At 36.0% G+C, this 14911-nt stretch carries 13 protein-coding genes; all 13 read left to right on the top strand.

The window, feature by feature from the left end:
• The first annotated feature begins 295 nt into the window (after positions 1–295).
• The 13 genes from yfmF to AM499_RS09095 all read left to right on the top strand — a co-directional run bounded on the left by yfmF (position 296) and on the right by AM499_RS09095 (position 14748).
• Positions 296–1573, top strand: a complete 1278-nt coding sequence (yfmF, locus tag AM499_RS09155; protein ID WP_053589920.1) for an EF-P 5-aminopentanol modification-associated protein YfmF — start codon at positions 296–298, stop codon at positions 1571–1573.
• Positions 1566–2870, top strand: a complete 1305-nt coding sequence (gene yfmH / locus AM499_RS09150) for an EF-P 5-aminopentanol modification-associated protein YfmH (protein WP_053589919.1) — start codon at positions 1566–1568, stop codon at positions 2868–2870. The genes yfmF and yfmH overlap by 8 nt, the downstream gene beginning before the upstream one ends.
• Complete coding sequence (gene ymfI / locus AM499_RS09145) at positions 2863–3594, top strand: elongation factor P 5-aminopentanone reductase (RefSeq protein WP_053589918.1); 732 nt, start codon at positions 2863–2865, stop codon at positions 3592–3594. The genes yfmH and ymfI overlap by 8 nt, the downstream gene beginning before the upstream one ends.
• 124 nt (positions 3595–3718) lie before the next feature.
• On the top strand, positions 3719–4525 hold the full coding sequence (locus tag AM499_RS09140) for a DUF3388 domain-containing protein (RefSeq protein WP_053589917.1): 807 nt from the start codon (positions 3719–3721) through the stop codon (positions 4523–4525).
• Positions 4526–4542: 17 nt separating this feature from the next.
• On the top strand, positions 4543–5403 hold the full coding sequence (locus AM499_RS09135) for a helix-turn-helix domain-containing protein (protein WP_053589916.1): 861 nt from the start codon (positions 4543–4545) through the stop codon (positions 5401–5403).
• Between the two features lie 56 nt (positions 5404–5459).
• A complete protein-coding gene (pgsA, locus tag AM499_RS09130; RefSeq protein WP_053592148.1) occupies positions 5460–6038 on the top strand; it encodes a CDP-diacylglycerol--glycerol-3-phosphate 3-phosphatidyltransferase in 579 nt (192 codons plus the stop codon).
• Positions 6039–6058: 20 nt separating this feature from the next.
• Positions 6059–7315, top strand: a complete 1257-nt coding sequence (locus tag AM499_RS09125) for a competence/damage-inducible protein A (RefSeq protein ID WP_053589915.1) — start codon at positions 6059–6061, stop codon at positions 7313–7315.
• 180 nt (positions 7316–7495) lie between these two features.
• Positions 7496–8560, top strand: coding sequence for a recombinase RecA (gene recA / locus AM499_RS09120; protein ID WP_256363917.1), 1065 nt, complete (start codon positions 7496–7498; stop codon positions 8558–8560).
• A 468-nt stretch (positions 8561–9028) separates the two neighbouring features.
• Complete coding sequence (gene rny, locus AM499_RS09115; protein ID WP_156316784.1) at positions 9029–10594, top strand: ribonuclease Y; 1566 nt, start codon at positions 9029–9031, stop codon at positions 10592–10594.
• Between the two features lie 111 nt (positions 10595–10705).
• Positions 10706–11503 carry a TIGR00282 family metallophosphoesterase gene (locus tag AM499_RS09110; protein WP_053589914.1) on the top strand — a complete coding sequence of 266 codons (798 nt, stop codon included), beginning with the start codon at positions 10706–10708 and terminating at the stop codon, positions 11501–11503.
• 84 nt (positions 11504–11587) lie between these two features.
• A complete protein-coding gene (locus tag AM499_RS09105; RefSeq protein ID WP_053589913.1) occupies positions 11588–11854 on the top strand; it encodes a stage V sporulation protein S in 267 nt (88 codons plus the stop codon).
• A 285-nt stretch (positions 11855–12139) separates the two neighbouring features.
• The gene (locus tag AM499_RS09100; RefSeq protein ID WP_053589912.1) at positions 12140–13882 is read left to right on the top strand and encodes a 2-oxoacid:acceptor oxidoreductase subunit alpha; all 1743 of its coding nucleotides are present in this window, start codon (positions 12140–12142) and stop codon (positions 13880–13882) included.
• Positions 13882–14748, top strand: a complete 867-nt coding sequence (locus tag AM499_RS09095) for a 2-oxoacid:ferredoxin oxidoreductase subunit beta (RefSeq protein WP_053589911.1) — start codon at positions 13882–13884, stop codon at positions 14746–14748. The genes AM499_RS09100 and AM499_RS09095 overlap by 1 nt, the downstream gene beginning before the upstream one ends.
• Positions 14749–14911: the final 163 nt, after the last annotated feature.

The raw sequence follows: 14911 nt of genomic DNA, 5'->3' as shown, positions 1-14911 counted from the left end.
AATTAACGGGTCTAAAATAAAAATCGAGGATGTGAACATCTTGTCGTTCACATCCTGTTATGAAATCTTAATGAGGACTTCTTAAGTGTCCGCTTCTGCAAACCAATAAAATGCTACCTTATTAATAGAAAATTATGGTAAAAAAGAGAATGGACGAGACCAATTAGCAAACTTTCTTTTTTCTACAACCTAGGGACCAAATTTATTTGGTCCCTTTTATTTGGCATAGTTTAAAAGGAAGATGTATAGTGAATAGAAGATAGAGTAAACTATATAGAAAAAGGGGGATAACAACATGTTTCAGAAGTATGAACTTGCACATGGTGTTAAGCTTTATGTTAGACCGACAGAACAATTTAAAACAATTAATATTTCATTTAAATGGAAACAGCCAATTACTGTTCAAGATGCCTCAATTCGTGCAGTACTTGCCAATATACTTCAATATAGTAATGAAATATATCCTACGAATTCAGAATTTCGTAAACGTGTAGATGAATTATATGGGGCAGTTATATATTTCGATACGATAAAAAAAGGTAATAATCATATCTTTTCGTTGAATGCTGAAACTGTAAATGATGCTTATTTGTCTAATGAAAAGGTAGTAGACGAAGTAATTTCCTTGCTTTCCACAGTAATTTATAAACCCCTTTTAGTAAATGGTAAATTTGTTGATTCCATCGTAAAACGTGAGAAGGAACAAGTTATCGAACGAATTCAATCCATGTATGATGATAAAACTAGATATGCTCAACAACGTTTGCTCGAAAACATTCGTCCAGATCAACCTGCCTCCATTTCTTCAAATGGAACGGTACCTGCAGTTCAAGCAGTAACAAATGATCAATTAGTTGAAATGCATAGAAAAATAATAAACGATGATGAATTATCTATTTACATAGTTGGTGACGTAGATGTTAATGACATCAAAGGGAAAATAGAAAGTCACTTCCCATTTACAGCTCGCAAAGATAAAGTATCATCCAAACACGATACACAAAAAGTAGGTCATAAAAACGAATTTTTACATGAAATACAAGAGATGAAACAAGGTAAATTACATATTGCCTATCACACACCAATTACTTTCTTCTCTGAAGAATTTCCAATTATGCAGATGACAAACGGGATTTTTGGTGGATTTGCTCATTCAAAAATATTTATGAATGTTCGGGAAAAAGAAAGTATGGCTTATTACGCATCTAGTAGTTATTCATCGATGTATGGTTTAATATTCGTGTTAGCTGGAATAGATTCGAACTTACAAGAAAAAGCAGTACAGCTGATTGATGAACAACTGAAGGTAATGCAAGCTGGTGAGATTTCTGATTTAGAAATAAATCAAACGAGATCGATGTTAAAGAACCAACTAAAGGAAGCGTTAGATTCTGCTCGTGCACAAATTGAAATTTATGATCAATATAAAGAATTGAATGAAGAATTTACAGTAGAAGATTGGTTTGAAAAATGGTCTAATGTGACAAAAGACCAAATTCAACAAATGGCTTCTAAGATAGAGAAGGAATTCGTCTATTTCCTATCTGGTAAGGATGGTGCGGAGAATGAATAAAACTTATTTTCAACAATTAGATGAGACTTTATACAATGAACAACTACCGAATGGTTTAAATGTATATATTTTACCGAAAAAGGGATTTTCCAAAACCTATGTAACATTTACAACTAATTATGGCTCAATTGATCGTGAGTTTATCCCTCTTGGCAAAGAGGAACCTGTAATCGTTCCAGACGGAATTGCTCATTTTTTAGAGCATAAAATGTTCGAAAAAGAAGAAGGCGATGTTTTTCAACAGTTTAGTGAAAAAGGTGCTTCGGCTAATGCTTTTACCTCGTTTACGAGAACTTCTTATTTATTTTCGTCCACAGATCATGTGTTAGATAATACAAAAACTTTGCTTGATTTTGTTCAACAACCTTACTTTACAGAACAAACAGTAGAAAAAGAAAAAGGTATTATTGCCCAGGAAATTACCATGTATGACGACCAACCAGATTGGCGATTGTATTTTGGTACGATTGAAAATATGTATAAAGAACATCCTGTGAAAATTGATATTGCAGGAACAGTTGAATCTATCAATAAAATAACTGCAGATCATTTATATGAATGTTACAACACTTTTTACCATCCATCTAACATGATGGTATTTGTGGTCGGTGCAGTGGATCCAGAGATAATGATGAATTTTATAAAAGAGGATCAAGCGTCCAAATCATTTGAAAAACCGCAGGAAATAAAAAGATTTTTCCCAAATGAGCAATTATCTGTTGATATTCAAGAACGTACTCTCCAAATGGATGTACAAAAACCTAAAGTTATGTTCGGAATTAAATCAAATAATACAAATATCTTTGGAAATGAAATGTTGAATTATGAACTTTCCATGCAGGTGGCAGTCGAATTAATTTTTGGTAGAACTTCAGTCTTTTATCAAGATGTATACGAAAAAGGATATATTGATGAATCATATTCTGCGGATTTTTCAATGGAACATGGCTATGGATTTACTATGATTGGTTCAGATTCCACTAATCCTGAAGCACTTGTTGCTTCCATTAAACAAACAATCGCAGACACTCAGAATGAATGGAAATACACGGAAGATGACTTAAAGCGTGTTACACGTAAAAAGATTGGCTTTTTCTTACGTGCTTTAAATTCTATTGAATATATCGCGAATCAATTTACTCGATATTCGTTTAACAAGATGAATTTATTTGATGTAGTCCCTGCTTTGGAAAACTTAACGATGGAACAAGTAAAACATGCGTTTGAATCATTAACTAACAGTGAAATGCATACAGTATTTACCGTTCTTCCAAACGAGAAGAAGCAAAATGACTAACAAATTTGCTTTAGTTGTAGGTGCATCAGGTGAGATTGGTCATGCAATCAGTTATAAACTTGCTGAAGCTGGTTGGTCATTGTACTTACATTTTGCTAGTAATGAAGAACTTGTAAAAAGCTTGTTAGCAAAACTAGAGTCTTCTTATCCAGAACAAGATTTTTTGCTCGTTCAAGCGGATATGAGGAGTTCTGAGTCTGTAAAATCTTTAGTATCCTCGATATTCTCGCTTCAGACCATTATTTTTGCTCAAGGGCATAGTTTGTATAAAGGGTTAGAAGAGACAACATTAGTTGAAATACGAGATCTTTTCCAAGTGCATGTTGAACATCCAATTTATTTAGCTGGAAAACTTACACCCAAACTTCGAAAAAATGTGAATGCCTCCATTGTTTTTGTAGGTTCTATATGGGGAGACACCGGGGCTTCTTATGAGGTAGCATATTCCGCTGCAAAAGGTGCTCAGCATGCGTTTGTGAAAGCATATGCAAAAGAAGTGGCTTTGCAGAAAATTACAGTCAATGCTGTTGCACCAGGATTTATTGATACTAAAATGAATCATCATTTAGATATGGAAGCACGAGATCTGTTATTAGAAGAAATACCTGCTGGTGTATTTGGTACTACGGATGATGTGGCAAATGCTGTCGAATTTTTAGTAAGTGAGAAAGCAAATTATATAACTGGTCAAATTATCCGAGTAAATGGTGGATGGTATATTTGATGTAAAAAGAAAAGAGAGGGATCATGTAGCTCTTTTCTTTTTTTCTTTTATTCATCTCAAAAATCATATATGATAGAACTTATAATGAAATGAAACGTCATCTAAATAGAGGGGACAGATAACTATGGCAAGTGAATGGTTTTTTGAATATGACATTCAAATAAATCGTCCTGGACTTTTGGGAGATATCTCTTCTTTACTTGGTATGCTACGAGTTAATATCGTCACAATTAATGGTGTTGACGAAGGCCGTCGAGGAATGTTGATTAAAGCCGAAAAAAAAGAGAATATTGAACGCTTTGAGCATATTGCTTCTACGATGGAAACGATTCAATTAACCAAATTTAGGGAACCTAAGTTGAGAGACCGTTTAGCTGTTAGACATGGAAGGTATATACAACGTGATGCAGATGATAAAAAGACCTTTCGATTTGTAAGAGATGAGCTAGGTTTGCTAGTTGATTTCATGGCAGAAATATTTAAGCAGGAAGGCCACAAACTAATTGGTATTAGAGGTATGCCACGTGTCGGTAAAACGGAATCAGTTGTTGCTGCTAGTGTCTGTGCTAACAAAAAGTGGATTTTTCTATCCTCTACAATGATTAAGCAAACAATCAGAAGTCAGCTTGCAGGGGACGAGTTTAGTGATCGTAACATTTTTATTTTAGATGGTATAGTAACAAGAAAGTCAAACGATGAGAAACATCAAATGTTAGTAAGAGAAATGATGCGGATGCCTACTATTAAAGTAGTAGAACACCCGGACATGTTTATCCAACATTCGGAGTACTCTATTGATGATTTCGACTATATTATTGAACTTCGTCATAACCCAGACGAGGAAATTACGTACGAAATGATGGAGAAAAACCACGGAATGTCCGACAAAGGGATGAGTGGGTTTGGCGGATTTGGTGGATTTAATTTTTAAACGGGCAGGTGTTTTAAGTGACAGAACTAGGTGCTCGCTTAAAAGAGGCGAGAATTGCAAAAGGATTTAGTATTGATGATTTACAAGAAATCACAAAAATACAAAAGAGATATTTGGCTGGAATAGAAGAAGGAAATTATGCGACTATGCCTGGTTCATTCTATGTGCGTGCTTTTATTAAGCAATATGCAGAAGCCGTTGGTTTAAACGGGGATGAACTATTAGATACTTATAAATCGGAGATTCCAACACCGATGAATGAAGAAGTATCAAAGAATATAACTACAACGCCTTCTCGAAGATCATTAGGCGGTCGTTCAACGGGCAAGTTTATGGAAGTTTTTCCGATGCTAGTAGTTGCACTTTTTGCTATCGCTATTATAGTGATTTTATGGTTTTTATTTCAAAATTCACCGAAGAATGATGAAACGGATCCAGCTGAAACTGACAACGCTTTAACTCTGGAAACAAAACCACCTACAGAGGAAAAGAATCCAGTTACACCAACTGAGGAAGAAAAACCAGACGAAGAAGTACAAGAAGAAGTTGTTGAAGAAACTAAGCCGGAACAACAGTTAACATTTGTAGAAACGCAAGGTGAAACAACAACATATGATTTAACTGGTGCAGAGTCTTATTTAGTTAAAATTGTTGCAACAAATAAAACCTGGCTGAATATTAGAGACCAGGACAACAAAATTTTAGTTGATCAAGCAGTTAATGCAGGTGAAACATTTGAGTATGATGCAAGTGCATTAACACGAGTGCGAATCCGTTTAGGCCATACACCTGGAAATACAGTATCTATAAACGATCAAGCAGTTGAATTTAAATCAGATAGTACTACTCAAAACTTAGTGATACAGTTCAACAAATAGCCATCTATTTAGATGGCTTTTTGGTCTTATAAGAAAGGAGTTTGTCGTAAATGAAAATGAATATTCCAAATCAAATTTCCATGTTTCGCATTTTTTTAATTCCAGTATTTATGTTTTTTATGCTTGTAGATTTTAACTGGGGGGATGTTAGCTTCCTCGGAGCTACAATTCCTTTAGGTCATTTAATTGGAGCGATTATTTTTATCATTGCATCCATTACGGATTTTATTGATGGTTATTACGCGAGAAAATATAATCTCGTAACTAATATGGGGAAATTTTTAGATCCATTAGCAGATAAATTATTAGTTTCTGCAGCTCTTATTATATTAGTTCAGTTTGGAATGGCTCCTGCTTGGGTAGTAATATTAATTATTAGCCGTGAATTTGCAGTAACAGGACTACGTTTAATACTTGCAAACGAAGGAGAAGTAGTTGCTGCGAACCAGTTAGGTAAAATTAAAATGTGGACACAAATCATTGCAATATCTTCATTGTTATTAGGGAATGTCTTTTTTGAATTGTTCTCTATCCCATTTGATATGATTATGTTGTATGTATGTCTCATTTTCACCTTATGGTCTGGGTTTGATTACTTCTATTTAAATCGTAGAGTGTTACTTGATTCTAAGTGATAGGAAGGAAGTATTGTTAGATGAAAGCAGAGATAATTGCTGTAGGCTCAGAGTTATTGTTAGGGCAGATTTCAAATACGAATGCCCGATTTATTTCTTCCCAACTTGCTGAATTAGGAATCGATGTTTATTTTCACACGGTAGTGGGAGATAATCCGAAACGCTTAATCGATTCGATTAAAATCGCGGAAGAACGTGCAGATTTAATTATTTTCACAGGTGGTTTAGGACCTACAAAAGACGACCTAACAAAAGAAACTATTTCCGCTCATTTAAACAAAAAATTGGTACTTGATCAACAAGCGTTACTTTATATCGAAGACTTTTTCAAAAGAATGAACCGTGAAATGACCGAAAATAATAAAAAACAAGCATTAGTACTTGAAGGCTGTACAGTATTGCCGAATAAGAATGGGATGGCTCCCGGGATGCTACTTACATCAGAGAATCACTCGTATATCCTTTTACCTGGACCACCAAAAGAAATGGAGCCTATGTTCCAATTTGAAGCAAAACCATTACTGCTAAAATTACTCAATGAAGAAACGGTTATTTTGTCTCATGTAATGCGTTTTTATGGTATTGGTGAAGCAGAACTGGAAACGCGGGTACAGGACTTATTAGATAACCAAACAAACCCTACATTGGCTCCACTCGCTTCAGATGGGGAAGTTACGTTACGCTTGACAGCTAAAAGTGATTCAGAAGCTGCAGCATGGGAAAAGATTGAGGTTCTTCAAAAAGAGATTTTTGACCGTGTAGGTGAATATGTATATGGGTACAATGACGACTCTTTAGCCTCTAAGCTTCAAGAGATACTAGTTGAAAATCAATTAACTATTTCTGCCGCAGAAAGCATGACTGCAGGATTATTTCAATCCGAAATTGCTGCAGTTAAAGGAATGGGTGCAGTATTAGTTGGAGGTATGATTACATATACCGAGTCTATCAAAGTCGATCAACTTGGCGTAGATCAGCAAATAATAGACTCATTTGGGGTAGTATCTAGAGAATGTGCTGAGGCTATGGCTAATTGTATTAAAGAAAAATTTAATACAAATATTGGTGTTGGCATAACAGGGGCAGCTGGACCAGATGCTCATGGTGGCCAGCCGGCTGGCACTGTCTGGATAGGTATTGCTTTAAATGATATGGCACCAGTGTCGTATAAGTTAAGTCTTTCGGGTATGAGAAACACTAATAGACTGAGAGCTGTGAAATTTACTATTCATTACTTAATTCGATTACTTCGCGAACAAGGTTTTAAAACAATTTAATTTTATTTTCATTATCAAAAACGACCCAAAAATTCAATTTTGAGTCGTTTTTAAGTCCAAAAATTAAATTGTCGTTAAAAATAAACGAATAAACGTTCGCTTTTTTCTTGAATATTTCTCAAACACCTAGTATAGTAGAGATAGAAATAAAAACAGACTTTCTTTTGAGGAGGAAAACAATTGGCTAATGATCGTAAAGCAGCTTTAGAAATGGCTTTAAAACAAATAGAGAAACAATTTGGTAAAGGTTCAATTATGAAACTTGGTGAAAAAACAGATAGAGAAATTTCAACATCCTCTAGTGGCTCTTTAGCACTTGATGCAGCTTTAGGAATAGGTGGATACCCAAGAGGTCGTATAATTGAGACATACGGTCCAGAAAGTTCTGGTAAAACTACAGTTGCACTACATGCAATTGCTGAAGTTCAAAAAACTGGAGGCCAAGCGGCTTTTATTGACGCAGAGCATGCGCTAGATCCTGTCTATGCTCAAAAACTAGGTGTAAATATCGATGAACTCCTTTTATCTCAACCGGATACGGGAGAACAAGCACTAGAAATAGCTGAGGCATTAGTACGTAGTGGAGCAGTTGAAATTTTAGTTATTGACTCTGTTGCTGCTCTAGTTCCTAAAGCTGAAATTGAGGGTGAAATGGGAGATTCTCATATTGGTCTTCAAGCTCGTTTAATGTCACAAGCATTACGTAAGCTTTCTGGAGCTATTAATAAATCAAATACTATTGCAATCTTCATCAACCAAGTTCGTGAAAAAGTAGGCGTGATGTTTGGAAATCCAGAAGTTACACCAGGTGGACGTGCACTTAAATTTTATAGCTCCGTACGTTTGGAAGTTAGACGTGCAGAAGCGATAAAACAAGGTACAGATATTGTAGGTAACAAAACGAAGATTAAAGTTGTAAAAAACAAAGTAGCTCCACCATTCAGAACAGCAGAAGTGGATATTATGTATGGGGAAGGAATTTCTCAAGAAGGAGAAATTGTGGACCTTGGTTCCGAAATGGACATTATTCAAAAAAGCGGTTCTTGGTATGCTTACAATGAAGAACGTATAGGACAGGGTAGAGAAAACGCAAAACAATTCCTTAAAGAAAATCCTGCTATTAAAAATGAAATTTCACAAAAAATCCGCGAATCTCTTGGAATGACTGCAGCTTCATATACTATTGCAGGACATGAGCCAGAAGAAGAAGAGGAAGAATTTGAATTATTATTAGATGAAGAATAAAAAAGAAGTCTCTCATTTTATGGGAGACTTTTTTCTTTTTTCAATTAATCCACAAACAAGAATCATAGAATAACTTCAACGTAGAAAACTTATGAATCGAACATAATGATTCCACTTCTCTAGTATCCAATTTACTAAAGTTAATGATTAGAGACTATATTTACAAAACTACTGATAAAAAAGAGGGGGATAGTGAGGTACCCCCCTCCTAATAATCTGCCGAATGATAAAGCAACCATTATATCCAAAGAATTACGATAACGATTAATAACAGATATTCCTTCTAAGGGACGAGATTAGCGCTTTTCTTTCATAATTATCCTTCCGATTCCTTGACAGAGTATTTCTACATCTATACAATTAAAATTGTATAATTTCTTTACTAATACTATGATGAAATAGGCAATATGCATTTGCATATTTGTGCCGACTGAAACTTAAAAAGAATAGCAAATAGGGGGTGTTCGAATGCCATTATTATTGGAAATTATCATCTCCGCTTTGCTTGGTCTGTTCGTCGGTGCCGTTGTTGGTTATATTTATCTGAAAAAAGTGAACGATTCAAAAGTGACTGGTGCAAAACAATCTTCTGCACTCATCTTAGATGAAGCAAAGCGAGAAGCGGAAGCATTAAAAAAAGAAGCACTATTAGAAGCCAAAGATGAAACTCACCAATTACGAATTGAAGCAGAATCTGACATCCGTGAACGCCGAATGGAACTGCAAAAACAGGAAAATCGGTTATTACAAAGAGAAGAGAATCTTGATCGTAAGGATGATGCTCTAAACAAGAGAGAAGTAGGTCTTGAGCGTAAAGAAGATGCTCTAACCGAAAGACAACAGCATATCGAACAGAAAGAAAGTAAAGTGGACGAGCTAGTGAATAAGCAACAAAGCGAACTCGAAAGAATCTCTACTTTAACACGTGAAGAAGCGAAAGCGATAATTCTTCAAGAAGTAGAAAATGAGCTTGCTACGGATATTGCTGTAATGACGAAGGAATCTGAAACACGAGCAAAAGAAGAAGCAGATAAAAAATCTCGTGAAATTCTTTCTTTAGCATTACAACGTTTTGCAGCTGATCATGTTGCAGAAACAACTGTTTCTGTAGTTAATTTACCAAACGATGAAATGAAAGGTCGTATCATTGGTCGTGAAGGTAGAAACATTCGTACGCTCGAAACTTTAACTGGTATTGATTTGATTATTGATGATACGCCAGAAGCTGTTATTCTATCAGGATTTGATCCAATACGTAGAGAAACTGCCCGCTTGGCACTTGAAAAATTAGTACAAGATGGTCGTATTCATCCGGCACGTATTGAGGAAATGGTAGAAAAATCAAGAAGAGAAGTGGATGAACAAATCCGTGAAATCGGTGAGCAGACTACATTTGATGTAGGTGTTCATAATTTACATCCAGATTTAATGAAAATTTTAGGTCGACTTCGCTATCGTACAAGTTATGGGCAAAACGTATTAAAGCATTCAACCGAAGTAGCATTTTTAGCTGGTTTACTTGCAGCAGAGCTTGGTGAAGATGTAACTCTAGCGAGACGAGCAGGCTTACTTCACGACATCGGAAAAGCTATTGACCATGAAGTTGAAGGAAGTCATGTTGAAATCGGTGTCGAACTTGCAACGAAATATAAAGAGCATCCAGTAGTTATTAATAGTATTGCTTCTCATCATGGAGATACGGAGGCAACATCTGTTATAGCGGTATTGGTTGCAGCTGCAGATGCATTATCCGCAGCACGACCTGGTGCTAGAAGCGAGACATTAGAAAACTATATTCGTCGTTTAGAAAAACTAGAAGAAATTTCAGAGTCTTACGATGGCGTTGAAAAATCATTTGCTATTCAAGCTGGAAGAGAGATTCGTATTATCGTTCGTCCAGATCAAATAGATGACATTTCTGCTCATCGTTTGGCAAGAGATATCCGTAAACGAATCGAAGAAGAACTAGATTACCCTGGACATATTAAAGTAACTGTCATCAGAGAAACTAGAGCAGTAGAATACGCAAAATAGTACAAATTGTTGACAAACGCTCTCATTCAGTTTGATAATAGAGTTTTACTACGAATACAAAAAGGCTTCTAAAAGAAGCCTTTTTTTCGTGAGAGAGGATGGAAGTAGAAGTTGAAAATATTATTTATTGGTGACATTGTTGGATCTATAGGAAGAGATACATTAGAAAGTTATTTACCAAGACTTAAAAGAAAATATAATCCCGACGTAGTAATTGCAAACGGTGAAAATGCTGCAGCGGGTCGAGGGATCACAAGAAATATATTCCAAGGCTTATTGCACATGGGTGTAGATGTCGTAACAATGGGTAATCATACATGGGATCAGAAAGAAATCATGGACTTTATCGATGATACTGACTATTTAATTCGACCTGCAAACTTTTCAGAGGAAGCACCAGGTAAAGGAATGACATCTATCACTAAAAATGGGCAAACTATTTCAGTTATAAATATACATGGTAGAACTTTCTTACCTCCTCATGATGATCCATTTAAAAAAGCGACGGAGTTAGTAGAAGAAGCAAAAAAATTATCGCCGATTATCTTCGTGGATTTCCACGCGGAGGCAACTAGTGAAAAAATTGCATTTGGTTGGCATTTAGATGGAAAAGCATCAGTTGTCGTAGGCACACATACACATGTGCAAACCGCTGATTCGCGTATTCTGCCTGGAGGTACTGCTTATATTACAGATGTAGGTATGACTGGACCATACGATGAAGTACTAGGTATGAAAAAAGAAGATGTATTGTATCGATTTCAAACGAATATGCCAACTCGTTTTGAAGTTCCAAAAAGTGGGCGTTCTGTATTAAGTGGCTTTTTTGTAGAGGTAGATAGTGCTACAGGGAAAGCAATTTATCAAGAGCGTGTTTATATAAACGATGACTATCCGTTTAAAGGCTAAAGCGTCTAAAAAAATACTCCGATGCATACGTTAGATTATGGACGAAAGCAAGTTCATAATCTAGCGATAAAAGGAGAAATGATAGTGGATTCTTTAAAAGTATCTTCTCGTTCAAACCCAAATTCCGTTGCAGGTGCTTTAGTAGCAGTAATAAGAGAACAAGGGTATGCAGAAATGCAAGCAGTAGGAGCTGGTGCATTAAATCAGGCAATTAAAGCTATTGCCATAGCAAGAGGATTTGTCGCACCGAGTGGTACTGATTTAACTTGTTCGCCTGCTTTCACGGATATTATTATTTCAGGTGAAGATCGAACTGCTTTGAAGTTATTGGTAGAAAAAAAGACAAAATAAATTCAAAGTGTTGATTAACTGATAAGCGTTCATAATTTGCTTGAGGTGCTTTCTTTGAATATAGATATTGTCAAATACCACAAAGTCGCTACATAATTTGTAGCGGCTTTACTTATGAGCAAATGTTAATACATAAAATGATTTTCTGAATAAATTGTGACGGTGAAATTCCGTCAAAGGTCTGAATTTCACTAAAAATACACTGAATACATAGTGAATATGACTACTTCATGATAAACTAATGAAGGAAAAAAGCATTCAACCAGATAGTAAGGAGATGTTTATATGTTGCAACAACTTTCTTGGAAAGTAGGCGGGCAGCAAGGAGAGGGTATTGAAAGTACTGGTGAAATTTTCTCAATGGCGATGAATCGCCTTGGATATTACCTTTACGGATATCGTCATTTCTCTTCTCGTATTAAAGGTGGACATACGAATAATAAAATCTGTGTACGACCTACGCAAGTTCGTACAATACCAGATGATTTAGATATACTAGTAGCATTCGATCAAGAAACAATTGATGTAAATTACAAAGAACTTACAGAGAAAAGTATTATTTTAGCAGATTCTAAGTTTTCTCCAGTATCTCCTGAAGATTGTTTGGCACCTATGTATATAGTTCCATTTACAGAGATTGCAGCTGAACTCGGTACTTCCTTGATGAAAAACATGGTGGCAATTGGGGCAACATCCGCTCTATTAAATTTAGATAAAGCAGTGTTCCAAGGTGTAGTAGATGAGATTTTCGGTAAAAAAGGAACAGAAGTAGTAGAAAAAAATATGCAAGCTATTCAACAAGGCTTTGATATAATGGCAGAACAATTAGGGGACCGATTAGGGGAATGGGAACTAGTTGCAGCTGATGGGAAACATCGTATGTTTATGATTGGAAATGATGCTATTGCACTTGGAGCATTAGCAGCAGGAGTACGCTTCATGGCGGCTTATCCAATTACACCAGCTTCTGAAATTATGGAATATATGATTAAAAAGCTACCACTATTTGGTGGAGCAGTTATTCAAACAGAAGACGAAATTGCCGCAGCAACAATGGCTATAGGTTCTAACTACGGTGGTGTACGTGCATTTACCGCATCAGCAGGACCAGGGCTATCTTTAATGATGGAGGCAATCGGGCTATCTGGTATGACAGAGCAACCACTTGTTATTGTAGATACTCAGCGTGGAGGACCTTCTACAGGACTTCCAACAAAACAAGAACAGTCTGACTTAATGCAAATGATTTATGGTACACATGGGGAAATACCAAAAGTGGTTATAGCACCAAGTACAGGGGAAGAAGCATTTTTTGATACAATTCAAGCGTTTAATATTGCAGAAGAACTTCAATGCCCTGTCATAATCTTATCCGATTTACAACTTTCACTTGGTAAACAAACTGTTGAGCCATTTGATTATTCTAAAATTGAGATCCGTCGTGGTAAATTAGTTCAAAATGAAGAAATTCCTGTGGCGGAGGATAAAGCTTACTTCAAACGTTTTGAAGTTACAGAGGATGGTATTTCACCACGAGTTCTACCAGGTACAGAACATGCTATTCACCATGTAACAGGCGTAGAGCATGATGAAACAGGAAAACCTTCCGAAGCTGCTACAAATCGTAAAGCACAAATGGACAAACGTCTTGGAAAGTTAAAAAATATTAACTTTAATGAACCTGTCTATGTAAGTGCTCCTTATGAAGAGGCAGATATTTTATTTGTTGGATTTAACTCAACAAGAGGTGTGCTAGAAGAATTACAGCAAACATTTATTGCTCAGGGATTAAAAGTGAATCATGCCCATATTCGGTTAATTCACCCGTTCCCAGTTGATGAAGTGCAGCCACTTGTTGCGAATGCAAAGAAAGTAATTGTAGTTGAAAATAATGCTACCGGCCAATTAGCAAACATCTTAAAAATGAATGTTGGCGGGCATGATAAAGTCATCCCTGTAACGAAGTATGATGGAACACCTTTCTTACCACTACAGCTTGAAAAACAAGTAAAGGAGTTGCTTAACTGATGGTGACATTTAAAGATTTTCGTAATAATGTAAAACCAAACTGGTGTCCAGGATGTGGTGACTTTTCTGTTCAAGCAGCTATTCAACGTGCAGCAGCAAATGTAGGCATTCAACCCCATGATTTAGCCGTAATATCAGGTATTGGCTGTTCTGGACGAATTTCAGGATATATACACTCATATGGTTTTCATGGTATTCATGGGAGAGCACTTCCTATTGCTCAAGGTTTAAAAATGGCGAACAAGGATCTTCACGTCATTGCTTCTGGTGGAGACGGTGATGGTTTTGCTATCGGAATCGGCCATACTATTCACTCGATTCGACGTAATATTGATTTAACATATGTAGTAATGGATAACCAAATTTACGGTCTCACAAAAGGGCAAACTTCTCCACGTTCTGCGGAAGGATTTAAAACTAAGTCAACACCTGGTGGAGCAATTGAACCTTCACTAAAACCGCTTGAATTAGCTTTAACTTCTGGGGCTACATTTGTTGCTCAAGGTTTTTCGTCAGATATTAAAGAGTTAACTGCAATCATTGAAGCTGGTATTAACCATAAAGGTTTCTCTTTTATTAACGTATTTAGCCCTTGTGTAACATACAATAAAGTAAATACGTATGATTGGTTCAAAGAACATTTAACAAAGCTTTCTAACGTTGAAGGTTATGATCATACGAGTAGAGAAGATGCACTAAAAGTCGTAATGGAAACGGAAGGGCTAGTCACAGGAATCATTTATCAAAATGAGAATGCTCCATCTTATCAAGAGCAAGCACCTGGATACGCACAAACTCCACTTGTTGATCAAAACTTGAAAATGAGTGAACAAGAATTTAACGCATTGTTACAAGATTTTATGTGATATGGAAGACTGCCGATATAAATCGGTAGTCTTTTTATCTGTTTTCATCAGATTATACTGGATTTCGTTGAAACCGAACCGATACCGGTCAAGTATAACTAAGACGTATGTGCTATTGGTGTGTCTAATTTACAACTTTTAAGCTTTATACCTTGTAGCAATG

The sequence above is a fragment of the Bacillus sp. FJAT-22090 genome (assembly GCF_001278755.1).
GTDB lineage: Bacteria > Bacillota > Bacilli > Bacillales_A > Planococcaceae > Psychrobacillus.
This window is presented reverse-complemented; position numbering and strand designations above follow the sequence as displayed.

What these genes read in the sequence shown, in the direction of transcription:
- yfmF (WP_053589920.1), top strand. Translation starts at nt 296, where the DNA reads ATGTTTCAGAAGTATGAACTTGCACATGGTGTTAAGCTTTATGTTAGA.
- yfmH (WP_053589919.1), top strand. Translation starts at nt 1,566, where the DNA reads ATGAATAAAACTTATTTTCAACAATTAGATGAGACTTTATACAATGAA.
- ymfI (WP_053589918.1), top strand. Translation starts at nt 2,863, where the DNA reads ATGACTAACAAATTTGCTTTAGTTGTAGGTGCATCAGGTGAGATTGGT.
- AM499_RS09140 (WP_053589917.1), top strand. Translation starts at nt 3,719, where the DNA reads ATGGCAAGTGAATGGTTTTTTGAATATGACATTCAAATAAATCGTCCT.
- pgsA (WP_053592148.1), top strand. Translation starts at nt 5,460, where the DNA reads ATGAATATTCCAAATCAAATTTCCATGTTTCGCATTTTTTTAATTCCA.
- AM499_RS09125 (WP_053589915.1), top strand. Translation starts at nt 6,059, where the DNA reads ATGAAAGCAGAGATAATTGCTGTAGGCTCAGAGTTATTGTTAGGGCAG.
- rny (WP_156316784.1), top strand. Translation starts at nt 9,029, where the DNA reads ATGCCATTATTATTGGAAATTATCATCTCCGCTTTGCTTGGTCTGTTC.
- AM499_RS09100 (WP_053589912.1), top strand. Translation starts at nt 12,140, where the DNA reads ATGTTGCAACAACTTTCTTGGAAAGTAGGCGGGCAGCAAGGAGAGGGT.
- AM499_RS09095 (WP_053589911.1), top strand. Translation starts at nt 13,882, where the DNA reads ATGGTGACATTTAAAGATTTTCGTAATAATGTAAAACCAAACTGGTGT.